14 protein-coding genes and 2 pseudogenes are annotated in these 23,558 nt (G+C 68.0%); 9 read left to right on the forward strand and 7 right to left on the reverse strand.

Annotated elements, in window-relative coordinates:
* Positions 1–302: 302 nt before the first annotated feature.
* The 7 genes and pseudogenes from FSV73_RS22440 to FSV73_RS22460 form a co-directional block, all read right to left on the reverse strand.
* Positions 303–1,244, reverse strand: a complete 942-nt coding sequence (locus FSV73_RS22440) for a diguanylate cyclase domain-containing protein (protein ID WP_145011732.1) — start codon at positions 1,242–1,244, stop codon at positions 303–305.
* Positions 1,241–6,100: a PAS domain S-box protein gene (locus FSV73_RS22445; RefSeq protein WP_145011736.1), complete on the reverse strand. Its 4,860-nt coding sequence runs from the start codon at positions 6,098–6,100 to the stop codon at positions 1,241–1,243. Before FSV73_RS22445 ends, FSV73_RS22440 begins: the two co-directional genes overlap by 4 nt.
* Before the next feature lie 340 nt (positions 6,101–6,440).
* A complete protein-coding gene (locus FSV73_RS26255; RefSeq protein ID WP_437179307.1) occupies positions 6,441–7,205 on the reverse strand; it encodes a methyl-accepting chemotaxis protein in 765 nt (254 codons plus the stop codon).
* Between the two features lie 93 nt (positions 7,206–7,298).
* Positions 7,299–8,330, reverse strand: a pseudogene (locus FSV73_RS26260) (HAMP domain-containing protein); the annotation flags it as partial.
* Positions 8,331–8,448: 118 nt separating this feature from the next.
* On the reverse strand, positions 8,449–9,213 hold the full coding sequence (locus tag FSV73_RS26265; RefSeq protein WP_437179308.1) for a methyl-accepting chemotaxis protein: 765 nt from the start codon (positions 9,211–9,213) through the stop codon (positions 8,449–8,451).
* Positions 9,214–9,306: 93 nt separating this feature from the next.
* Positions 9,307–10,341: pseudogene (locus tag FSV73_RS26270) on the reverse strand (HAMP domain-containing protein); the annotation flags it as partial.
* A 181-nt stretch (positions 10,342–10,522) separates the two neighbouring features.
* Positions 10,523–11,473 (reverse strand): AEC family transporter, encoded by a 951-nt coding sequence (locus FSV73_RS22460; protein WP_145011744.1) that lies wholly within the window; start codon positions 11,471–11,473, stop codon positions 10,523–10,525.
* Positions 11,474–11,800: 327 nt separating this feature from the next.
* On the opposite strand from FSV73_RS22460, the gene FSV73_RS22465 reads away from it, so the two are divergent.
* The 9 genes from FSV73_RS22465 to FSV73_RS22505 all read left to right on the forward strand — a co-directional run bounded on the left by FSV73_RS22465 (position 11,801) and on the right by FSV73_RS22505 (position 22,848).
* Entirely contained in the window at positions 11,801–14,233 is a 2,433-nt protein-coding gene (locus FSV73_RS22465) for a glucose/quinate/shikimate family membrane-bound PQQ-dependent dehydrogenase (RefSeq protein ID WP_145011748.1), read from the forward strand.
* Positions 14,234–14,798: 565 nt separating this feature from the next.
* A complete protein-coding gene (gene pqqF, locus FSV73_RS22470; protein WP_145011751.1) occupies positions 14,799–17,186 on the forward strand; it encodes a pyrroloquinoline quinone biosynthesis protein PqqF in 2,388 nt (795 codons plus the stop codon).
* A 181-nt stretch (positions 17,187–17,367) separates the two neighbouring features.
* Positions 17,368–17,439, forward strand: a complete 72-nt coding sequence (pqqA, locus tag FSV73_RS22475; RefSeq protein ID WP_003243383.1) for a pyrroloquinoline quinone precursor peptide PqqA — start codon at positions 17,368–17,370, stop codon at positions 17,437–17,439.
* 56 nt (positions 17,440–17,495) lie between these two features.
* Entirely contained in the window at positions 17,496–18,407 is a 912-nt protein-coding gene (gene pqqB, locus FSV73_RS22480; RefSeq protein ID WP_145011755.1) for a pyrroloquinoline quinone biosynthesis protein PqqB, read from the forward strand.
* Between the two features lie 5 nt (positions 18,408–18,412).
* Complete coding sequence (gene pqqC, locus FSV73_RS22485) at positions 18,413–19,162, forward strand: pyrroloquinoline-quinone synthase PqqC (RefSeq protein WP_145011758.1); 750 nt, start codon at positions 18,413–18,415, stop codon at positions 19,160–19,162.
* Positions 19,159–19,434, forward strand: a complete 276-nt coding sequence (pqqD, locus tag FSV73_RS22490; protein WP_145011761.1) for a pyrroloquinoline quinone biosynthesis peptide chaperone PqqD — start codon at positions 19,159–19,161, stop codon at positions 19,432–19,434. The genes pqqC and pqqD overlap by 4 nt, the downstream gene beginning before the upstream one ends.
* 22 nt (positions 19,435–19,456) lie before the next feature.
* Complete coding sequence (pqqE, locus tag FSV73_RS22495) at positions 19,457–20,608, forward strand: pyrroloquinoline quinone biosynthesis protein PqqE (RefSeq protein WP_145012053.1); 1,152 nt, start codon at positions 19,457–19,459, stop codon at positions 20,606–20,608.
* Between the two features lie 190 nt (positions 20,609–20,798).
* Positions 20,799–21,323, forward strand: a complete 525-nt coding sequence (locus FSV73_RS22500) for a GNAT family N-acetyltransferase (protein ID WP_145011764.1) — start codon at positions 20,799–20,801, stop codon at positions 21,321–21,323.
* Between the two features lie 118 nt (positions 21,324–21,441).
* Positions 21,442–22,848 (forward strand): ATP-binding protein, encoded by a 1,407-nt coding sequence (locus FSV73_RS22505; RefSeq protein WP_145011767.1) that lies wholly within the window; start codon positions 21,442–21,444, stop codon positions 22,846–22,848.
* Positions 22,849–23,558 lie beyond the last annotated feature (710 nt).

Here is a 23,558-nt window from a genome sequence, read left to right on the forward strand (position 1 = left end):
GCGGCAGAATCCCTGCCCGCAGTCTGCCAGTCCGCCGCCTCGCCGCCCAGCCTAGTGTGGTGTTTCAAAAGTTATCTACGCAATTTTGGCAGCGCTTTTTGCCCGCAGCGGCGGACCGCCTGGGCGGCGTTGCCACTCCTCGCCATAGCCCTGCTATGACTCGTCCCGGCGCCTAGCCCATTCGGGGCGCCGAACCGAACAAAAATCACTCGCCAATTCTTGCGCGAACTTCTGAAACACCATACTAGACGACGAAGAAAGCCGCGGCCTCTGTTACCCGGCGTTACCTGCGCCGACCTCGCTCAGCCGGTGAGTTCGGCGGCGCAGACCCGGGCGCGGCCTTGGTGCTTGGCCGCATAGAGCTGGGCATCGGCGGCGGTGATCAGGGCGGCCGGATCGACGGCGGTCGGGGGGAGCGCGGTAGCCACGCCCAGGCTCAGGGTGACGTAGCCGGTCACCGAAGAGTACGCATGGGCCAGGCGCTGGTCGCGCACCTGCTGCAGCAGCCGCTCGGCGACCTGGGTGGCGCCTTCCAGGTCGGTCCCCGGCAACAGGCAGCCGAATTCCTCGCCGCCGTAGCGCGCCAGCAGGTCGTAGGGGCGGAACAGCCCCTGGCCCAGCGCCTGGGCCACCTGCCGCAGGCACTGGTCACCAGCGAGGTGGCCATAGTGATCGTTGTAGGCCTTGAAGTGATCGATATCCATGAGGATCAGCGAAAAAGGCGTACCTTCGCGCTGGCTCTGGCGCCAGCCGCGCAGCAGCGCCTCGTCGAACTGGCGGCGATTGGCGACACCGGTGAGGCCATCGACCAGGGCGATGCCGCGCAGCACGTCGCGTTGCGCCTTGAGCGTCAGCTGGGTGCGTACCCGGGCACGGACGATGACCGGATTGATCGGTTTGCTGATGAAGTCCACCGCGCCCAGTTCCAGGCCCGTGACCTCCTCGTCCGGGCCCTCCTGGCCGGTGACGAAGATCACCGGGATGGCGGCGGTGGCCGGATCGGCCTGCAGGCGCCGCAGCACCTCGTGGCCGTCGAGCTGCGGCATCATCACGTCGAGCAGGATCAGGTCCGGCTGTTGGGCCAGCGCCAGTTGCAAGGCCTGGGCGCCGCCGGTGGCCATCAGGGTCTCGCAATCCTGGCGAAAGAGCTCGTGGAGGATGCGGATGTTCAGCGGTTGGTCGTCGACGATCAGCAACTTGGGTTTGCTACGCCGCCCGGCTGCCTCGGCGGTCAGCGGAGTCATAGGGCTTCCTTCAGGTCAGGCAGGGTGGAGAGCGCTGCCGCGAAGTCGAGGGTCTCGACCTGGGCGCGCAAGAGGTCATAACGCACCTGGGCTTCGGCGCGGCAGTGCACGGGCAGCTGGGCGATCAGATCCAGGGCATCGAGATTGCCCTGGCTGAGCAATAGCTCGAGTTCGTCCAGTCGCGCACGCCAGTCGACCTGGGTGTCGGTTTCAATTTCAGTTTTAGTTTCAGTTGCGGCAGGCAGGGGGCGTGGCAGGACGTCGGCCAGGGCGCCACGCAACTCGGCCAGCGCCTCGTCGAGCAGTTGTCGCAGGGTTGTCAGTTCCATCGCCACCTCCGGGGGCACACCGGCCCCGGCCTTGCCGGCGCGTTCGCCCTCGGCGGCGCGCGCGGCCAGGCGCTGGGCACCCATGGTGCCGGCGCTGCCCTTGAGCGAGTGTAGTACCGCCACCGCCGCCTCGCTGTCGGCGGCGTGCCAGGCCTTCGCCAGCCCTTCCAGCAGGCTGACGGAGTCCTCGGCGAAGCGCTCCAGCAGCGCGCCGAACAACCGGGCGTCACCGCCGAACCGGCGCAGGACGATGCCCAGGGGTTCCACCTGGCGATCCTCGACCAGCGGCGCGACCACCGGCGCGGCATTCACCTCCTGGCCGGTCAGGCGCTGCAGGCGGGCGACCAGCACTTCCAGGTCGATGGGCTTGCCGACGTGGTCGTCCATGCCGGCGGCCAGGCAGGCGTCGCGGTCGGTATGGGAGGCGTTGGCGGTCATCGCCAGGATCGGCAGGGTGGCGAAGCGGCCATCGGCACGGATGCGCCGGGTGGCCTCCAGGCCGTCGATGTCGGGCATCTGCATGTCCATGATGACCACGTCCAGCGGTCCACCGGTGAGCACCCGCTCGACCCCTTCCAGCCCGCCCTCGGCCAGTTCCACCTGGGCGCCCTGGGCCAGCAGCAGCTCGGCGGCCACCTGGCGATTGAGGGCATTGTCCTCCACCACCAGCAGGCGCAGGCCGGCCAGGCGATGGCTCTCGTCGACCACCGCCGCGGCATGGACGCCGGCCGGGATCTCGGCGCCCAGGGCGCGCTCCACCACCTCCACGATCTGCGCCGGGGTCACCGGCTTGGTCAGGTAGTCGTCGAAGGGCGCCTCGGCGTTCTGCTGGGTCTCGCTGAGGAAGTCGCGGCCGAAGCCGGTGAGCATGATGACCTTGGGTCGACTGGCCGGCGGCTGCTCGTGCAGTTGCCGGGCCGTGGCCAGGCCATCGCCGTCGGGCATGCGCCAGTCCATGAGCACCGCCTCATAGGGCTGCTCCTGCTGCCGGGCCTGGGCGATGCGGTCGAGGGCGGCGCTGCCGCTGGTGACCAGGTCGACCTGCCAGCCAAGGGCCGCCAGGGTCTCCACCAGCACCTCGCCGACCAGGGTATTGTCGTCGGCCAGCAGCACCCGGCGCCGCACCGGCGCCGCCTGCGCCGCGACCGCGACGTCCACCGCCAGGGTGGCATCGAACCAGAAGCGGCTACCCACCCCCAGCTCGCTTTCCACCTGCAGCTGGCCATCCATCAATTCCACCAGGCGCTTGCAGATGGCCAGGCCCAGGCCGGTACCGCCGAAGCGCCGGCTGATCGAAGCCTCGGCCTGGGTGAAGCCCTGGAACAGCTGCGCCTGATGGGCCGGGCTGATGCCGATGCCGGTGTCCTGCACCGAGAACTCCAGGCGCAACTGGCCGTCTGCGTGGGACAGCTGGCGCACGCTGACCAGCACCTGGCCCGCCTCGGTGAACTTGAGGGCGTTGCCGGCCAGGTTGATGAGGATCTGCTGCAGCCGCAGGCTGTCACCGATCAGCGCGGTGGGCAGCCCGGCATCCAGGTGGTAGTTGATCTCGACGTTCTTCTCGCCGCTGTTGCCGGACAGCACCACGCCCAGGTTGCGCAGCACCTGCTCCAGGCTGAAGGGATGGACGTCCAGCTGCAGCTTGCCGGCTTCGATTTTGGAGTAGTCGAGCACGTCGTTGAGCAGTCCCAGCAGGGAGCGCGCGGCCTGCTGGGCCTTGGTCAGGTAATCGCCCTGGCGCGCATCCAGAGCGGTGCGCTGCAGCAGTTGCAGCATGCCCAGCACGGCGTTCATCGGCGTGCGGATCTCGTGACTCATGTTGGCCAGGAAGGACGACTTGGCCTGGCTGGCCAGGTCGGCGCGGGTGCGCTCCTCGCGCAAGCGGTGCTCCAGCGCCAGCTGTTCGGTGATGTCACGATTGGTGCCGACCAGGCGCAGGACGCGACCGCGTCCATCGCGCTCGGTATGGGCGCCGGCCTGGATGTGGCGGATGGAGCCATCCTGACGCAGGATACGGAACACCGGATCGAACACCGCCTGGCCGGCCATGGCGGCCAGCAACCGGGCCTCGGCCTCGGCGAGGTCATCGGGATGCACGCAGCGGCGCCAGTCTTCGTACACCAGGCCGCGCTGGACCTGCTCCGGGGTCCATTCGTAGAGGTCGGCCATGCGCTCGTTGCACTGCACCTCGTTGGTCTCGGGCCGCCAGCACCAGATGCCCAGCTCGGCCACCTCGGCGGCCATGGTCAGCTGATCGCGGGTCTGCAGCAGTGCCTCGCGCTGGCGACACTGCTCGGTGATGTCGGCGATGATGGCCACCGCCAGGCGCTGGCCATCCACCCAGGTGATCCCGAGACTCAGGGTGATGGGAAACTCGCTGCCATCGCCACGGCGGGCCAGGGTTTCGTGACCGAGGGAATCGACCGGCCGCGCCTCACCGCTGCCATCCTCGGTGAACAGCGCTTCATAGCCGCTCAGGTAGGAGGGGATCAGCCGGCGGATGTCCTGCCCGATCACCGTCTGGGCCGCGCAGCCGAACACCCGCTCGCCGGCGGGGTTGAAGGAGCGTACCCGGCCATCCTCGTCCACGGTCAACACCGGGTTGACGGCGGTATCGAGAATCGCCCGGGTCAGCGCCAGACTCGCCGCCAGCTCCTGCTCGGCGGCCTTGCGCTCGGTGACGTCCGAGGCGATCCCCAGGTAGCCGCTGATCTGGCCGAACTCGTCGCGCATGGTGGTCACCACCAGGCTGACATCGCGGTGCTCGCCATCACGGCGGACATAGGTCCACTCCCGGGCCTCGGCGCCGGTCCGCTCCGAGCGCTCCACCAGGACCCGGAAGCCGCTGACCGGCTGACCGAACTGGGCGCTCAGCGCCTGCCCCTGGGCCACCAGCTCCTCGTGCAGGTGGAAGTCGCTGGCGTGCCGGCTGCCCACCACCTCGGCCGCGCGGTAACCGAGCAGGCGCTCGGCGCCTTCGTTGAACAGGGTGATGCGACCCTGGCGATCGGTGGCGATGATGCCCACCTCCGAGGCCGCACGCAGCACGTCGCCGAGCAACAGATTGGTCTGGCTCAATTCGGCGGTGCGCTGGGCCACCTGTTCTTCCAGGCGCGCGTTCAGTGCCAGGATCTCGGCCTGGGCGGCCTTCTGCACCGAGATGTCGCGCACCGTCTTGGAGGCACCGACGACCCGACCGTCGCGACCACGCATGGGCGAGACGCTGACCAGCACCTCGATGTAGCGCCCGTCGCGGTGCTGGCGGCGGGTCTCGAAGTGCGGCACCGGCTCGCCCTTGCCGATCCGCTCCAGCACCGACCACTCCTCATGCTCCAGCTCGGTGGGCACGACCAGGTCGAGCAGGCGCCGGCCCACGGCTTCGCTGGCGGGATAGCCGAACAGTTCTTCCGCGGCGTAGTTCCAGCTCAGCACCACGCCGTTGAGGTCCTTGCTGATGATGCCGTCGGAGGAGCTTTCCACCACGGCGGTGAGGTTGGCCTGGTCCTGCTGGTACTGGCGACGCCGCTGGCGCGTGGTGAGCAGGGCGAAGGTGAGTCCGGCGCCCAGCAGGCTGAACAGCTTGCCGAACAGATGCACCAGGGGTACCGAAACCAGGTTCTGCGCCGCGACGAAGGTCGGGGTGGCGGTGAACGCCAGCTGCCACTGCCGCCCATAGACGTCCTGGACCAGGCGCCGCTCGGACATCTCCTGGGCGCCCTCCTCGTCCTCGCCCTGGCGATAGAACAGCCGTGGAGCCGTGGGTTCGGTCACGTCGCTGACGCGCACGATCAGCCCCGGAATGCTCAGACGCAGGCTACCGAACATCTCCTCGATGCTCAGGGGCACATAGGACCAGCCCAGGGTGGCGGCTTCCCGCGCGTTCGGATCGGCGGGCGGCCGCCCCCCCTGGTAGATCGGCAGCAGCATCAGGAAGCCGGGCTCCGGCGGCGAGGACGCCTGGAGTTGCAGCGGCCCGGTGAGGTGGATGTCGGCGTGCCGCATGGACAGGACCGCGGCCTCGCGGCGCACGGGATCCGATGCCGCGTCCATGCCGATGGCCTTCAGGTTGCGCCAGCCGGGCTCCAGGTACTGGACGACGTAGCGATCGCCCTCATGCGCGGTGAAGGGCTGGATGCGGAATTCCGGCCAGTCGTCGGCGCTGGCTTCGCGCAGGAAGCGGGCTTCGTCGGCCTGGGGTACCCGCCGGATGAAGCCAACCCCCCGGGCCCCGCGGAATTCCTGCCCCAGGTCATGGACGCGACCATAGTTGCCGAGCAGTTGCCGCGACAGGTTGCCACCGGCGACGACCACCACGTCGCGCATGCCGATCAGGCTGTATTCGTAAATGCGCAGCCGGTCCAGCACCTGGTCGCGGACGTCCTCGGCCGCGCTGTCCAGGGCGCTGCGCAGCACATGGTCATTGCGCTGGGTCAGATGGCGCATGGTCAGGCTGGTCAGCACCACGCCACAGAGAAAGACGCCGAGACTCCAGCGTACCCGAGAGGATTTGCACAGCCGCTTGAACATGGAGCCCCTGGTGGCAAAGGTGCCACACCGTGAATTGGCGAGGCCAGGGGACGGGAAGCGCGGGAAAGAGCGGGCCTCCACCAGACCTGGCGGTACGGATAGCCCATCGGCGGGGAAAAAAGCTTTCTTTACGCCGTAGATCGCCCGCTGCGCTGATACCGGGCGGCCACATCGACCGAAGCGGCGTGCCAGAGCATCTTTGCGCACTAATTAGTTTTACTTTTTCTGACGAGTGGTCGGGGGATCCGGGCGCCCGAAGAGCGTCATCACGGCGGCGACCAATAAAAAAGGGAGGTCAGGCGTAGCGCCTGACCTCCCCGCGATTGCCCGATCAGGGTCGTTAGATGCGGAAGCCGCCCACCAGCCGCTGCAGGCGGCCGGCCTCGGCCTCCAGGGCGGTACAGGCCGCCAGGGTGGCCTGGAGGTTATCGACGCCCTGCTGGTTCAGCAGGTTGATCTCGCTGATGTCCATGTTCAGCGTCTCCACCACCGAGGTCTGCTCCTCGGTGGCAGTGGCCACCGACTGGTTCTGGCCGTCGATCTCGCCGATGCGCTCGGTCACGCTGCCCAGCCGCTCGCCGGCGCTCTTGGCCACCTGCATGCTGTGGGCGCTCTGCCGCTGGCTTTCCTGCATCAGGGCCACGGCATCCCGCGAGCCGGTCTGCAACTCCTCGATCATCTGCTGGATCTGCTGTGCCGAACTCTGGGTGCGGCTGGCCAGGGAGCGCACCTCGTCGGCTACCACGGCAAAACCTCTTCCGGCTTCACCAGCGCGGGCCGCTTCGATGGCGGCATTGAGGGCCAGCAGGTTGGTCTGCTCGGAGATGCCGCGGATGACTTCGAGGATCTGGCCGATGTTGGCGGTCTTGCCGTTGAGCGCCTCGATATGTTCGCAACTGGTGCCGATCTTGGTCGACAGCGCCTGCATGGCGTGCAGGGCTTCGTCGAGCACCTCGCGGCCTTCCTCGCCCTGGGCGCGGGCCGTGCTGGCTTCGCCCGAGGCATGGGCGGCGTTGCGGGCGATCTCCTGGGCGGCGGCGCCCAGCTCGTTGATTGCCGCGGCGACGCTGGTGGTGCGCTGGGCCTGGATATCGGACTGCTGCATGGAGGACTGCGAAGACTCCAGCACCCGCCGGGTGCTCTGGTTCAGCTCGCCGGTGGTCTGGGCCACGTCGCGGATCGAGGTATGGATGCGCGCCACGAACTTGTTGAAGGCCTCGGCCAGGGCGCCGAATTCGTCGCGGGCCTGCACCGGCAGCCGACGGGTCAGGTCGCCCTCGCCTTCGGCGATGTCGTCCATGGCGCGGGTCAGCTCATGTAGCGGGCGCAGCAGCACACGGATCAGCAGGCCCAGCAGCAGGATGATGGCGAGCACCGCCACCACCGTGGCGACGATGGCCAGGTTGCGCGCCTGGGTGACCGGGGCATAGGCCTTGGCCTGGTCGATGGACAGTCCCAGGTACCACTTCACCGAGGGCAGGCCGTTGACCGGGGTGAAGCTCACCAGGCGGTCACTGCCGTTCTGGGTGACGGCCTGCAGACCCGCTTGCAGGGAAAGCGCCTGGCCGGGGAAGACCTCCTTGAGGGTCTTGAGTACCTGCTCGGGATGGCTGCTGACCAGCACCTTGCCGTCGCCGTCGACCAGGAAGGCTTCACCCAGGCCGCCGACGTTGAGCGAGGTGATGATCTCGACCAGCGCCGAGAGGTTGAGGTCGCCGGCGACCACGCCGGCCAGTTGGCCGTCGCGCTGCAGCGGCGTGGCGATGGTCACGCCCAGCTGGCCGGAGGACGCGAAGATATAGGGCGGGGTCAGCACCGTGGTGCCGGCGGCAGTGGCGGCCGCATACCAGGGCCGCTTGCGCGGATCGTAACCGGCCGGCAGGCTGCGCAGCGGACGGGTGGTGTAGGTGCCGTCGACCTCGCCCAGGTAGGTGGAATCGAAGGTGCCGGTGTAGATCTTCTGCTCCAGCAGCCCGACCAGCCCCTCGGCCGAGCGATCGCGCGCCAGGGTCTGGGCCTCGCCCTCGATGAGCTTGACCCGGGTGTCCAGCCAATAGGCGATGTTGCCGGCGGTGACCCGTCCGGTCTCCGCGAGGTTGGCGCTCAGGCTCTGGTCGATGGCCTGGCGTTGCAGGTAGGCGTTGAAGCCTGCGGAAGCGGCCAGCGCGGTGGTGATCACCAGCGCCGCGACCAGCAGGATCTTATGGCTGAATTTCAGGTGTCGCTTCATACAGGTCTGCTTCCGTAGCAAGGCGCCATGCCGGATTCAGGGCATGGCTATCGCAGTAGTTATCGGGCAATCATCAGACTACTTAAGCGGAACGGCGGCACCTTTGCCGCCGACCGCGCTAGATCCGGAAGCCACCCACCAGCCGCTGCAGGCGACCGGCCTCGGCTTCCAGCGCCGTGCAGGCCGCCAGGGTAGCCTGCAGGTTATCGACGCCCTGCTGGTTCAGCAGGTTGATCTCGCTGATGTCCATGTTCAGCGTCTCCACCACCGAGGTCTGTTCCTCGGTCGCGGTGGCGACGGACTGGTTCTGGCCATCGATCTCGCCGATGCGCTCGGTGACGCTGCCCAGCCGCTCGCCGGCGCTCTTCGCCACCTGCATGCTGTGGGCGCTCTGCCGCTGGCTTTCCTGCATCAGGGCCACGGCATCCCGCGATCCGCTCTGCAGCTCCTCGATCATCTGCTGGATCTGCTGCGCCGAACTCTGGGTGCGGCTGGCCAGGGAGCGGACCTCGTCGGCCACCACGGCAAAACCTCTTCCAGCCTCGCCGGCGCGGGCCGCTTCGATGGCGGCATTGAGGGCCAGCAGGTTGGTTTGCTCGGAGATGCCGCGGATGACTTCGAGGATCTGACCGATGTTGGCGGTCTTGCCGTTGAGCGCCTCGATATGCTCGCAACTGGTGCCGATCTTGGTCGACAGCGCCTGCATGGCGTGCAGGGCTTCGTCGAGCACCTCGCGGCCTTCCTCGCCCTGGGCACGGGCCGTGCTGGCCTCACCCGAGGCGTGGGCGGCGTTGCGAGCGATCTCCTGGGCGGCGGCGCCCAGTTCATTGATCGCTGCGGCGACGCTGGTGGTGCGCTGGGCCTGGATATCGGACTGCTGCATGGACGACTGCGAGGCCTCCAGCACCCGCCGGGTACCCTGGTTCAGCTCGCCGGTGCTCTGGGCCACGTCGCGGATCGAGGCGTGGATCCGCGCCACGAAATGATTGAAAGCCTGGGCCAGGGCACCGAATTCGTCGCGGGACTGCACCGGCAGCCGGCGGGTCAGGTCGCCCTCGCCTTCGGCGATGTCGTCCATGGCGCGGGTCAGCTCGTGCAGCGGGCGCGGCAGCACGCGGATCAGCAGGCCGAGCAGCAGGATGATGGCGATGACCGCCACCACCGTGGCGACGATGGCCAGATTGCGCGCCTGGGCGACCGGGGCATAGGCCTTGGTTTGGTCGATGGACAGCGCCAGGTACCACTTCACCGACGGCAGGCCATTCACCGGGGTGAAGCTCACCAGGCGCTCGCTGCCGTCCTGCATGACGTGATGGAAGCCCGGGGCCAGGGACGGGGTCTGTGCGGGGAAGAGGTCCTTGAGCGACTTCAGCACCTGGTCGGCGTGGCTGCTGACCAGGATCTTGCCGTCGGCGTCGACCAGGAAGGCCTCGCCCAGGCCGCCGGCGTCGAGCGAGGTGATCATCTTCATCAGGCTGTCCATCACCAGGTCGCCGGCCACCACGCCGATCAGCTTGCCGTTCTGCAGGACCGGCGCGGCGATGGTGATGCAGAGGAAGCTCTGCGGCGGGGCGGTGAGATAGGGCTCGGTGAGGATCACGCCCCCGGCGCTGACCGCCGCCTTGTACCAGTCGCGTTGGCGCGCATCGTAGCCCGCTTCCATCGGGGTATGGGGGCGGTCGGTGAAGGTACCGTCGACCTCGCCCAGGTAGGTGGAGTCGAAGTTGCTCGTGTAGAGCTTCTGCTCCAGCAGGCCGGCGATGTTGCCCGGGCTGCTGTCACGGCTGAGCGCCTGGGCCTGGCTGTCGATGAGCTTGATCCGCGCATCCAGCCAGTAGGCGATGTTGCCCGCGGTGATGCGGCCGATCTCGCCCAGCGAGGCTTCGAGACTCTGGGTGATGGCCTGGCGCTGCAGGTAGGCGTTGAAGCTGGCGAAGCCGGCCAGGGCCAGGGTCACGACCAGGGCGGCCGCCAGCAGGATCTTGTGGCTGAATTGGAGCGAGCGTTTCATGGGTACCACGCGTAAGGCTTGGGGAGCGGCAGCCCGGTTCCTCGCCGTTCTTGATTGCGATAAGCGTCAAGGGATGAGCGGACTGCGGAGGATTGACCCGGCCTTAATACGCTGAGGTCTGACGTTTGGCTGGATACAACCGATAGACGTTCTCACATCGCCGATGTCTGGCCAGCTCGCGCTAGAGCAGGCTCAATCCTTTCAGCACGAGCAGGCCGAGGTTGGTGGTCAGCATACCGCCCAGGGTACTGAGCACCACGATGGCCGCCGCCAGCTGGGCGTTGCTGCCGGCGGCGCGAGCCATGACGAAGCTGGAGGCCGCGGTCGGGCAGCCCAGGTAGAGGAAAAGGATGCCCAGCGCCGGCCCCTGGATGCCGAGGGCCAGGGCGCCAATCACGCCGAACAGCGGAATCCAGACGATCTTCCACAGGCTGGCGCCCAGCGCCAGGCGACTGCTCTCGCGCAGCGTGGCCAGCGACAGGGTGGCGCCGATGCACATCAGCGCCAGCGGCAGGGTGAGGCCGGCGAAGTAGCGCGCCGAGGTATCCAGCCAGAGCGGCAGCTGCCATCGGCAATAGGCGAAGGGAATGGCCAGGAGGATGCCGATGATCAGCGGATTGCCGAGGATGCTGCGCAGCAGGGTGCGCCAGTTGGCCTCCAGGTGCGGGCTATAGATCGCCAGCACGAGGGTCGAGAGCACGTTGTAGAAGAGGATGACCATGCCGGCCATGATCCCGCCCACCGAAAGGCCGTAGTCGCCGTACTGGGTGGCCGCCAGGGCCAGGCCGACGATGCCGCAGTTGCCACGAAAGGCGCCCTGCACGTACACCCCGCGCTCCGCCTGGGGGCAGCGCCACAGCGCCCAGCCCCAGGCGACCAGGAAGCTCGCCACCGTCGCCAGGGCGAAATAGCCCAGCAGCAGGGGTTGCAGGGCCTCACCGAGGTCCGCCTTGAGGATGCCGAGAAACAGCAGCGTCGGCATGGTGGCGCGAAACACCAGGGCGGACGCGGTGTTGATGAAGGCCGTGTCGATCCAGCCCAGCCACTTGAGCAGGCCACCGAGCAGCACCAGGGCGAAGACCGGCGCGGTGACGTTGAAGGTCGCCTGGACCAGGGCAAGGACATCGGACATGGGCAGGGCGGGCTGGCGGGACGGCTGGCGATGGTAGCAGGGCTGGCGCGGCCTGGGGCTGCTTCCGTCCATCATCGCGAAGTGACATCATCAGTTACTTAGCTTACTATCTACCCGCCCGATACAGACGACGCATTCCGAGCCCTCCCACGCTTCGCCTCAGCGCAACCGCGCGAGTTTCCTGCCAGGGAAGCCGGCGAAGGGGTGGAACAATAAGACAGACAACAGGTTCAGACGTAGCAGACGACAGACCCGCATGCGGTTCCGATTTGCGATGTCGTCGATCGAGTCGAAGTCTCTTTTCACGATTGCATTGCGAGCGCTGCCATGACTGTCACTTCCACCGCGAGACCGGGAGGCCTGCCTGCCAGGTTACTCGGCATCCTGTTCATCCTCCTGGGCGTGGCCCTGCTGGGGCTGGGCATCAAACTGGCCACCCTCGGGGGCTCCCTGTACTACCTCGGCGGTGGCATGCTGCTCGCCCTGAGCGGTTACCTGCTGTGCATCCGGCGCGCCAGTGGTGTCTGGGTCTACGCCTTCTTCCTGGTGGTCTCCACCGCCTGGGCCGTGCTGGAAGTGCAATTCGACTGGTGGCAGCTGGTACCGCGCCTGGCGCTCTGGTTCGTCCTCGGCCTGGTCCTGTTGATCCCGGTGTTTCGCCGGCCGCTGGACAGCCGCAGCGGTGGCCTGCCGCTGATCGGCTCCCTGGTGATCGCCGGCGTCGTCGCCCTGGTCGCCCAGTTCGTCAACTACAACCGCCTGGACGGCGATCTGGGTCGGGATACCGCGGGTGTCGAGAGCGCCGCGCCGACCGCCGCCGACGGCGACTGGCCCTCCTACGGCCGTACCGCCTTCGGTGATCGCTACTCGCCGCTCAAGCAGATCGACGTGGCCAATGTGAAGGACCTGCAACCGGCTTGGACCTTCCGCACCGGCGACATCCCCGGCCCGAACGATCCCCAGGAGACCACCGCGGAAAACACCCCGCTCAAGGTCAACGGCATGCTCTACGTCTGCACGCCGCACAGCCAGGTGATCGCCGTGGATCCCGACAGCGGCAAGGAAATCTGGCGCTTCGATCCCAAGCTGAGCACCCAGCACGCCGACAGCTTCAAGGGCTGGGCGCACATGACCTGCCGTGGCGTGGCCTATCATGACGATGCCACCTACGCCGGTACCACCACCGCCGGCCAGAGCCCGGCCACCGGCAGTGCCGTGCCGGTCGACGAGCAGAGCACCCCGGCCGCCAACAGCTGCCCGCGGCGCCTGTTCCTGCCCACCGCCGACACCCGCCTGATCGCCATCAACGCCGATACCGGCAAGGTGTGCAGCGACTTCGGCAACAATGGCCAGGTCGACCTGACCGCCAACATGGGCAGCTTCACGCCCGGTGGCTACTATTCCACCTCGCCGCCGGCGGTGACCCGCAACCTGGTGATCATCGGTGGCCACGTCACCGACAACGTCTCCACCGACGAGCCCTCCGGCGTCGTCCGGGCCTACGACGTGCACAGCGGCAAGCTGGTGTGGAACTGGGACAGCGGCAATCCGGACGCCACCGCGCCCATCGCCGCCGACGGCATCTACACCCGCAACTCGCCCAACATGTGGTCGATGATGTCGGTCGACGAAAAGATCGGCATGGTCTATCTGCCGATGGGAAACCAGATGCCCGACCAGTGGGGCGGTGACCGTACCCCGGCTTCCGAGAAGTACAGCGCCGGCGTGGTCGCCCTCGACATCGCCACCGGCAAGGTGCGCTGGAACTACCAGTTCACCCACCATGACCTCTGGGACATGGACGTAGGCGGCCAGCCGACCCTGGTGGACATCAAGACCGACGGCGGCGTGAAACCCGCGCTGATGGCCTCGACCAAGCAGGGCAGCATCTATGTGCTGGACCGTACCAACGGTCAGCCCATCTACCCGATCAAGGAAACCCCGGTGCCTCAGGGCGCAGTGGAAGGCGACCACACCTCGCCGACCCAGCCGGTCTCCTCGATCAACCTGGCCGCGCCGACCCTCAAGGAAAGCGACATGTGGGGCGGTACGCCCTTCGACCAGGCGCTGTGCCGCATCGCCTTCCGCGAGCATCGCTACGAGGGCATCTACACCCCGCCGTCCACGCAAGGCTCGATCGTCTACCCGGGCAACTTCGGCGTGTTCGACTGGGGCGGCCTCTCGGTCGATCCGGTGCGCCAGATCGCCTTCCTCAACCCCAGCTACATGGCCTTCACCTCCAAGCTGATCCCGCGCGAGGAAATCGCCAACCAGCCGGCGCGCAAGAGCGAGACCGAGGGCATCCAGCCCAACAAGGGCGCGCCCTACGGCGTGATCCTGTCGGCCTTCCTGTCGCCGCTGGGCCTGCCCTGCCAGGCACCCGCCTGGGGCTACGTGGCCGGGCTCGACCTGACCACCGGCAAGCTGGTCTACAAGCACAAGAACGGCACCGTGCGCGACAACTCGCCGGTCCCGCTGCCCCTGCCCATGGGCGTGCCCAGCCTGGGCGGCACCGTCACCACCGCCGGTGGCGTGGCCTTCCTCAGCGGCACCCTGGACCAGTACCTGCGCGCCTATGACGTGAAGAACGGCAAGGAACTGTGGAAAGGCCGCCTGCCGGCCGGTGGCCAGACTACCCCCATGACCTACACCGGCAAGGACGGTCGCCAGTACGTACTGGTCTACGCCGGCGGCCACGGCTCGCTGGGCACCAAGCAGGGTGACTACGTGATGGCCTTCGCCCTGCCCGAGAAGAAGTAAGGGCGCCCGCGCCCGAACTCCCCTCTCCTCCGGGAGAGGGTCCGGGGCGAGGATGCTTCGAGCATTTTTGACATCCTGTTGGAACCCCCCTCGCCCCACCCAAGAATCCCGGCCTGGCCGGGATTTTTTTCGCCCGCTTTTTTTCTTTCTATGAATAGAGCCTCCTGGCACCCAAAGCCCCCAGTGGAAAAGGCTGCGCCGTTTTCCACGCTACAGTGTCAAGGCCGCGCCTCGAACCTCCTCCTATCTCCCTAGGGAGAGGGTCGGGGGTGAGGACAAACCCAGGCACCCCACTTGCTCTTCCCCCTCTCCCCTGGGAGAGGGCCGGGGTGAGGGCAAACCCAAGCACCCCGCCCGCTCTTCCACCTCTCCCCCAGGGACAAGGCTGGGGCGAGGGCAAACCCAGGCACGGCTCTCGCTTTCCCCCTCTCCCCCAGGAAGACGGCCGGGGTGAGGGCAAACCTAGGCACCCCACTCGCTCTTCCCCCCTCTCCCCCAGGGAGAGGGCCGGGGTGAGGGCAAACCCGCGCCATCACCTTCCCTCGGACTCGGTTAAGCTACCCCCATGCCCACCTCATCACCTGCCCACCGCCGGCTGCGCCTGGCCAACGGCCTGGCCGTCGCCCTGCTGCACGACCCCGAGCTGCCCCAGGCAGCCGCCCTGGTGCGCATCGGCGCCGGCAGCCACCAGGCGCCGCCGGCCTATCCGGGGCTGGCGCACTTCCTCGAACACCTGTTCTTTCTCGGCAGCCAGCGCTTTCCGGCGGCGGATGGCCTGATGCCCCTGGTGCAACGCCTGGGCGGCGAACTCAACGCCAGCACCCGCGAGACCACCACCGACTTCTTCTTCGCCCTGGCCCCCGAGCATCTGGCCGCCGGCCTCGCCCGGCTGCTGGACATGCTCGCCGCGCCGTTGCTGGCCCCGGACGCCCAGCACCGCGAGCGCGAGGTGCTGCACGCCGAATTCATCGCCTGGTCGCGCAGTGCCGACACCCATCGCGACCTGGCCCTGGCCACGGGCCTCCCCGCCGCCCACCCGGCCAGGGGCTTCCACGCCGGCAACCGATACAGCCTGCCGCTGCACAGCGCCGCCTTCCAGACGGCGCTGTGCGACTTCCAGCAGCGTCACTACCGTGCGAGCAACGCCCTGCTGGTGCTGGCCGGGCCGCAGCCGCTGGCGGAACTTGAACGCCTGGCGCGCGAACCGGGCGCTGTCCTGCCACCCGGTCCGCCGCCCAGGGCAGAGTCGCCTCCGCCGCTCCCCGCCCTGGGCGAGCGCTGGCAGCCGGGCGTCGCCGCCCTTCCAACGCTGGCGGTGCAAATCGCCCTCGACGACCTACCCCCGGGCAGTTGGGAAGGCGCGGAACTGCTCGAAGCCCTGCTGCTCGGCGAACATCCCGGCGGACTACCCACCGGCCTGCGCCAGGCGGGCCTGGCCGAGCGCCTGGCGCTTGCCTGGCCCTATCGCCAGGAGCGCCAGGGCCTGTTGCGCCTGACTGTCGAACCCGGCCCCCAGGCTACGCCGGCCGCACTGACCACCGCCCTGTTCGCCTGGTTGGACGCCCTGCGCCAGGTGCCCCTTGCCACCCTGGAGCACGGCCACGCCGCCAGGGTCCAGCGGCAATGGGCCACCCTGCCTGCCCTGGCGCTGGTCCGCCGCCTCGGCGAGCGACTCTGGCTGGACCGTGGCGGCCTGGCCTGGCCGCAACCGGCACTCTCCCCCGCGGCCCGCGCCGCCTGGCCCCGACTGCTCGCCCTCCTGGTGCCGCAACGGCTCAGCGGCTTCACCGCCGGCCTGGCGGATGGGCAGGTCGCCGAGGTACCGGTCGCCATCCCCTTCGGCCTGCCACCCGCCAATCCCCTGCTCAGCTCGCTTCCCGGGCGGCCGGCTCCAGGCAGCCAGCCCTGGCTGCTCAGCCAGGCACTCGCACCCCAACAGCGCGACGGGGTGCTGTTCCTGCGCTGGCAGTGGCCGGGGCAGGCGCCCATGGCGCCGGATGCCACGGTCCTGGGCGCCCTGCCCCGCCTGGCCGCCGAGGCCGGCGTCAACCTGCGCTGGAGTCCGCCAGGCGCTCCCTGGGAATTACGGCTTCAGGGCTGGGCCGAGGCCTTGCCGAAGACGCTGCGGCAGGCGCTCGACCGCCTGGCCGGCGAATTCGAGGGCTCGAGGGCAACCACCCAGGCGCCGCCCGAACCCATGCTGATCCGCCAACTGCTCAAGGTCCTGCCGGAGCGTCTGCCAGCCGTCACCCCAGGCATCGCCGACGGCGGCCCTCGCTGGCAGGCCCTGGCCTGCGGCCTGCCCGAGACGGCGCAGGCCGCCCTGGCCGCCATCGCGCCGCCACCTCAGCCTCAGGCAGGGCCGCTGGGCGAACCGCCCGGCTTCAGCGGTCGCCATTGGCACCATGAGCCCAGCGCCGATGCCCAACAGGCGCTGCTGCTGTTCTGCCCGCAACCCGATACGTTGCCTGCCACCGAAGCCGCCTGGCGCCTGCTGGCGGCGCGGCTACAGGCGCCCGTGTTCCAGCGCCTGCGCAGCGAGCGGCAGCTGGGCTATGCGGTGTTTTCCGCCTATCGCCAGCTGGGCGATCACGCCGGCCTGCTGGTCGGGGTGCAGTCACCCCATGCCCGCGCCGCGGACATCCTCACGGAAATCGAGGCCTGCCTCAGCGACAGTCGCGCCATCCTGTCCGCCGAAGCCGCGGCGCTGCGCGCAAGCATCCGGCAACTGGCTCATGACGTCGGCCCGACCACCGCCCAGCGTGCCGCCCTGGCCGAACGCCTCTGGTGGGGCTTCCAGCGCAGCGGCGCCCTGGACCTCGCCCCGCAGAGATCCGCCATCGCCGCGCTGGACGAGCCCGCCCTGCTGCAGGCCTGGCATCAACTCACGGCCGCGGACGCCCCGCGCTTCGTCCTGGCCAATGCCGCGTCCCCGTCCGGCTGGATGTCATAGCTTTCAACATATTCCTGGGAGCGTCGGCGATGGATGGCGGTCAATCTGTTGCAGGATCGGTAAGACAGTTATGTCGGCACCACCCCACCGATTCGCTAGCGGCAAAACCCTTAGCCAAGCAACTTTGTTAAACTTGGCGACCGGATCCATCCGGCTTTCGCAGTCAAAGAGGAGACCTCCCATGTGGACCAAGCCTGCCTACACTGACCTGCGCATCGGCTTCGAAGTCACCATGTACTTCGCCAACCGTTGATGCGCCCCACGCCCCGGTTCGCCGGGGCGTACTTTTTTCCAGGTTCGACCTTTCCCATGCATATCCAGATTCTCGGCTCCGCCGCCGGCGGTGGCTTTCCCCAGTGGAACTGCAATTGCCCCAATTGCGACGGTTTCCGTAAGGGCACCCTGCGCGCCCAGGCCCGTACCCAGTCTTCCATCGCCCTCTCCGACGACGGGGTGAACTGGATTCTGTGCAACGCCTCGCCCGATATTCGCGCCCAGCTGGCCGGCTTCGCCCCGCTGCAGCCGGCGCGGGCCCTGCGCGACACCGGCATCCGCGCCATCGTCCTGCTGGACAGCCAGATCGACCACACCACCGGCCTGCTCAGCCTGCGCGAGGGCTGCCCCCACCAGGTCTGGTGCACCGAGATGGTCCATCAGGACCTCACCACCGGCTTTCCGCTGTTCAACATGCTCGAACACTGGAACGGCGGCCTCAGCTGGCAGCCCATCGCCCTGAGCGGCAGCTTCACCATTCCGGCCTGCCCGAATCTGGAATTCACGCCCTTCCCGCTGCGCAGCGCCGCGCCGCCCTATTCGCCCCATCGCCACGACCCGCACCCGGGCGACAACCTGGGGCTGCTGGTCCACGACCGACACACCGGCGGCAAGCTGTTCTATGCCCCGGGCCTGGGCCAGCCGGACGCCGCCCTGCTGGACTTGATGGGCCAGGCCGACTGCCTGCTGTTGGACGGCACCCTCTGGACCGATGACGAGATGCAGCGTCGCGGCGTGGGCACCCGGACCGGCAGCGAGATGGGCCACCTGCCGCAGAGCGGCCCCGGCGGCATGCTGGAGGTGCTGGCCGGCTTCGCGCGCCAGCGCAAGGTGCTGATCCACATCAACAACACCAATCCGATCCTGGACGAAGACTCCCCCGAGCGCGCCCTCGTCGCGCGCCAGGGCGTGGAAGTCGCCTGGGACGGCATGTCCATCGAGTTGTGACCGCCATGCCCAACGCCCTCACCCCCGTCGAATTCGAAGCCGCCCTACGTGCCAAGGGCGAGCTCTACCACATCCACCACCCCTACCACGTGGCCATGTACCAGGGCCGCGCCAGCCGCGAGCAGATCCAGGGCTGGGTGGCCAACCGCTTCTATTACCAGGTCAACATCCCGCTCAAGGACGCCGCCATCCTGGCCAACTGCCCGGACCGCGAGATCCGCCGCGAATGGGTGCAGCGCATCCTCGACCACGACGGCGAGCCCGGCAGCGAAGGCGGCATCGAGGCCTGGCTGCGCCTGGCCGAGGCCACCGGCCTGGACCGCGAGCAGGTGCTCTCCCAGGAGCTGGTACTGCCCGGGGTGCGCTTCGCGGTGGACGCCTACGTCAACTTCGCCCGCCGCGCCTCCTGGCAGGAAGCCGCCAGCAGCTCCCTGACAGAGTTGTTCGCGCCGCAGATCCACCAGTCGCGGCTGGACGCCTGGCCGACCCACTATCCCTGGATCGATCCGGCCGGCTACGAGTACTTCCGTACCCGCCTGGGCCAGGCGCGGCGCGATGTCGAGCACGGGCTGCAGATCACCCTGCAGCACTACACCACCTGGGAGTCCCAGCAGCGCATGCTGGAGATCCTGCAGTTCAAGCTAGACATCCTCTGGACCATGCTCGACGCCATGAGCATGGCGTACGAACTGCACCGCCCGCCCTACCACAGCGTCACCGCCAAGCGCCGCTGGCACCGAGGAATCGACCTATGAGCTTCGACCGCACCCAGGTGCCGCGCTGGCGCCCCGGCTATCGCTTCCAGTTCGAGCCGGCGCAGAACGCCCATGTGCTGCTCTACCCCGAGGGCATGATCAAGCTCAACGAGAGCGCCGCCGCCATCGGCGGGCTGATCGACGGCCAGCGTGACGTGGCCGCCATCGTCGCCGTGCTCGACGAACGCTTCCCCGGCGTCCCCGAGCTGGGCGCCGACGTCGAACAATTCATGGAGGTCGCCCGTGCAGAGCACTGGCTCCTGCTCGGCTAGCACCAGCCTGCCGGGCACGCCCATGCAGCTGCCGCAGCCGCCGGCAGTAGGTAAACACAACGTCGGTCTACCGCTGTGGCTGCTGGCCGAGGTCACCTATCGCTGCCCGCTGCAGTGTCCCTATTGCTCCAATCCGCTGGACTTCGCTGCCCAGGGTCGCGAGCTGACCACCGCGCAGTGGTTCAAGGTGATGGCCGAAGCGCGGGAGCTGGGCGCCGCCCAGATCGGCTTTTCCGGGGGCGAACCCCTGGTGCGCCAGGACCTCGCCGAACTGATCCGCGAGGCGCGCCGGCTGGGCTACTACACCAACCTCATCACCTCCGGCATCGGCCTCACCGAAGCGCGCATCGCCGAATTCCAGCAGGCCGGCCTGGACCATATCCAGATCAGCTTCCAGGCCAGCGATGAACAGGTGAACAACCTGCTGGCCGGGTCGAAGAAGGCCTTCGCCCAGAAGCTGGCCATGGCCAAGGCGGTCAAGGCCCATGGCTATCCCATGGTGCTCAACTTCGTCACCCACAGGCACAACATCGATCGCATCGACCAGATCATCGACCTCTGCCTGGCCCTGGAAGCCGACTTCGTCGAACTCGCCACCTGCCAGTTCTATGGCTGGGCCGAACGCAACCGGGCCGGCCTGTTGCCGACCAAGGCCCAGCTGGAGCGCGCCGAGCGCATCACTAATGAATACCGTGCGCGCCTCAAGGCCGAGAACCATCCCTGCAAGCTGATCTTCGTCACCCCGGACTACTACGAGGAGCGCCCCAAGGCCTGCATGGACGGCTGGGGCAAGCTGTTCCTCACCATCACGCCGGACGGCACCGCCCTGCCCTGCCACGGCGCCCGGCAGATGCCCATCGCCTTCCCCAACGTGAAGGAGCAGGCCCTCCGGCACATCTGGTACGACTCCTTCGGCTTCAACGTCTACCGCGGCTACGACTGGATGCCCGAGCCCTGCCGTTCCTGCGACGAGAAGGAAAAGGACTATGGCGGCTGCCGCTGCCAGGCCTTCATGCTCACCGGCGATGCACGCAACACCGACCCGGTCTGCGCCAAGTCCCCGCACCACGACCTCATCCTCGCCGCCCGCGCCGAAGCCGAGACCGCCACCCAGCGGATCGAGGATCTGCAGTTCCGCAACGAGCGCAACTCGCGGCTGATCGCCAAGGCCTGAGCGCCCTGGGCGCCAGGTCCAGCCGAGCCCAGCGGCGGCGCCAGGCACGCCGAGGTCGTCGCAGGCATCCCCTTTTCCGCCGCCTGAGCGCAGGCTTCTCGACGGGACTCACCACCCACGGCTCCGAGGCGTTTGCCTCCTGGCCGGGCAGTGACCATACTGCCCGGCCGGACCTTTTCCCGCCGCCGTCATGCCCTCGATCCGCCCACTGCGCGCTGCCGACCTCCCTGCCGTCCTCACCATCCAGGCGGCCAATTATCCCGCCGACCTGCTCGAAGACCAGGCCTTCTACGCTAACCGCCTGGACCTCGCTGCCGAACACTGCTGGGCCGCCGTCGATGCCCAGGGCCAGCTGCAGGGCTATCTGATCGCCTACCCCTGGGACGACGGCCTGCCCCCGGCGCTCGGCGCCCGGCTGGCGCGACTGCCCAGCCGGGCCTCGACCTGGTTCCTGCACGACTGCGCCGTGCATCGCGCTGCCCAGGGCCAGGGTGTGGCCGGACGTCTCTATCACCATGCCAGGGGGCAGGCCCGACGTGCCCGCCTGACCCAGGGGCGTTTGGTCTCGCTGGCGGGCGCCATCGGCTATTGGCAACGCCATCGCTATCAACCGGTCCCGGCCGACGCGGCACTCGCGGCCAAGCTGGCTGGCTATGGCCCAGGCGCCTGCCTGATGCACCTCAGCCTCGAAGATCCGGACGGCGACCTCGCGTAAAAACCGCGAAGCCAAATGCAAATATGTCTCTTTCGTCTTAACATGGGCCAGCCCTGGAGGGCTTCTCCTGCCCGGCGCTCTGGCGCGGGCATTCCATCGCCGCCACAAGGAATCCTCGATGAACAGCTCTCTCGCGTCCTCGGCCAAGGGCCGCGGCGTCCTGTCCCTCACCCTGCTCGCCGGCGTCTTGGCGCTGGGTCTGCAAACCGCCGAGGCGCGCTCTGGCTTCGAAGCACCGGACCCGGATTACCACGGCGAGATCAAGGCCAGCCCCGTCGCCGGCACCGCCATCCTGGCGGGCAGCGAGGTGGCGCTGGAAGGTCGTGGCTTCACGCCCGGCCAACGGATCACCCTGTCCCGCGCCGGCGTGGCGCTGAATCCCGACGCCGCCTACGTGGCCGATGCCCAGGGCGCCTTCCAGGCGACCCTCCGTATCCCTGCGGACGCCGTGCCTGGCCAGCACCCCCTCGTGGTCAGCACCGCCGAGCCCTCGGGTGCGGCGATCTTCCCGTTCAAGGTCTCGCCGGTGGTGCCGCCCAGTGGCGGCGATGCCTACAGCCTCACGGCGGTCAAGCTGGTGCCCGGGCTGTACCAGGTCGACATCAGTGCCAAGACCGGCGCGCTCTTCGTCACCTCGGCCGTGGGTCGCCCGCCGGTCAAGGTCTCGCAGCTGCTCAAGCTCGATCCCAAGGACCTCTCCATCACCCGCCAGATCACCCCGGCTGCCGCGCCGGGAGCGGATGCCGGCGTCTTCGCCGTCTATGGCGTGGGCGTGGACGACCGCAACGGCACCGTCTGGACCACCAACACCCGGCAGAACACCGTGGCGGTCTATCGCCAGCGCGACCTGGGCCTGGTCAAGCAATTCGCCCCCGGTATCGTGCCCCATGCCCACACCGTAGTGGTCGATGAAAAGCTCGACCGTGCCTTCGCCTCGGCCGCCATGACCCCGGACATCGTCTCCTTCGATGCCAAGACCCCGGCCGTGCGCAAGCACATCAGCATCGAGTCGGGCGTGCGCGGCGAGCAGTTCGCCGTGGTCGGCATGCACCTGGACCCGGCGCTGCACAAGCTCTACGCCGTCAGCCTGAAGACCAACGAAGCCGCGGTGATCGACGCCAAGACCGAGCAGGTCGAGAAGGTCTTCCCGATCCAGGGCGCCAAGACCCCCATGGGCGTAGCCCACGATCCCCAGACCGACCGCCTGTTCATCACCGCCCAGGGCAGCGACAACCTGCTGATCGTCGACGCCAAGACCGGCCAGACCCTGCACAACGTCACCACCGGCGCCGGGGCCATGAACGTGGTCTTCGACCCGCTCAAGCGCCTGGCCTATGTCACCAACCGCGGCGCCGGCACCCTGACCGTGGTCGACCCGGATGGCAACATCAAGGCCAACCTGGAACTGGGCACCTTCCCCAACCACGCGGTGGTGGATGGCAAGGGCGTGGTCTATGCGGTGAACAAGGCCAAGGGGCAGGATGACGCCGAGGGGGATCGGATTACGCGGGTAGTGGCCAAGTAGCCAGCTCCAGGCTAGTGGCCGCTTGCGTAGGAGCGGTCCATGACCGCGATAAGGTGCGGATCCTGGCTCGGCGTGGCCGTTAGCGAAGCCTGACAAGACAGAGCTGATACGGGTGCCGGTTTCGTAGGTTGGGCTGAGCGGAGCGAAGCCCAACACCGCGGAGTTTGGCCGGGATGCCTTGGCCTACCGGTGCCCTAGCTGCTTATCACGCCTTGCCGATACCTCTTGTTTCGCCCACCCGGCGACTCACTTTTTTCAAGCGCGGCTACGCGCCCCGGACTACGAGTCCCGAACAAAGGTAACCAAAAACGTGTCCCCGCGTTTCGGCCCTTCGGGTCCCCTCGCTCCGGCGCCGCTCCAGGGGCACGGCACGAAGGGGCGTCCTGCCTCGCATCCCCCTCCACGACACCTATACTCGGCCTCACTGACGGGACGGGATGCCAGCCTGAAAGTTAGGTATTTCTAGGATCTGTAGCGTGGAAAACCGCGCAGCGTTTTCCACTGGAAGCCTAAACGCCCGAAGCGTAGCGCCCACAGCTGTCGTTATCGCGGCCATGGGCCGCTCCTACAGGTATTTCCCGATCCGTAGGAGCGGTCGCTACGGCGCACCGGCATGGCCGCGATTCCAAAGGCGTGAGGTTGTAGTAGCGTTTTCTACAGCTTGATCGGGCACAGTGGACAAGGCTTCGCCGTTGTCCACGCTACGGGTT

It is taken from the genome of Pseudomonas oryzihabitans, assembly GCF_007665395.1.
Classification (GTDB): Bacteria; Pseudomonadota; Gammaproteobacteria; order Pseudomonadales; family Pseudomonadaceae; genus Chryseomonas; species Chryseomonas psychrotolerans_C.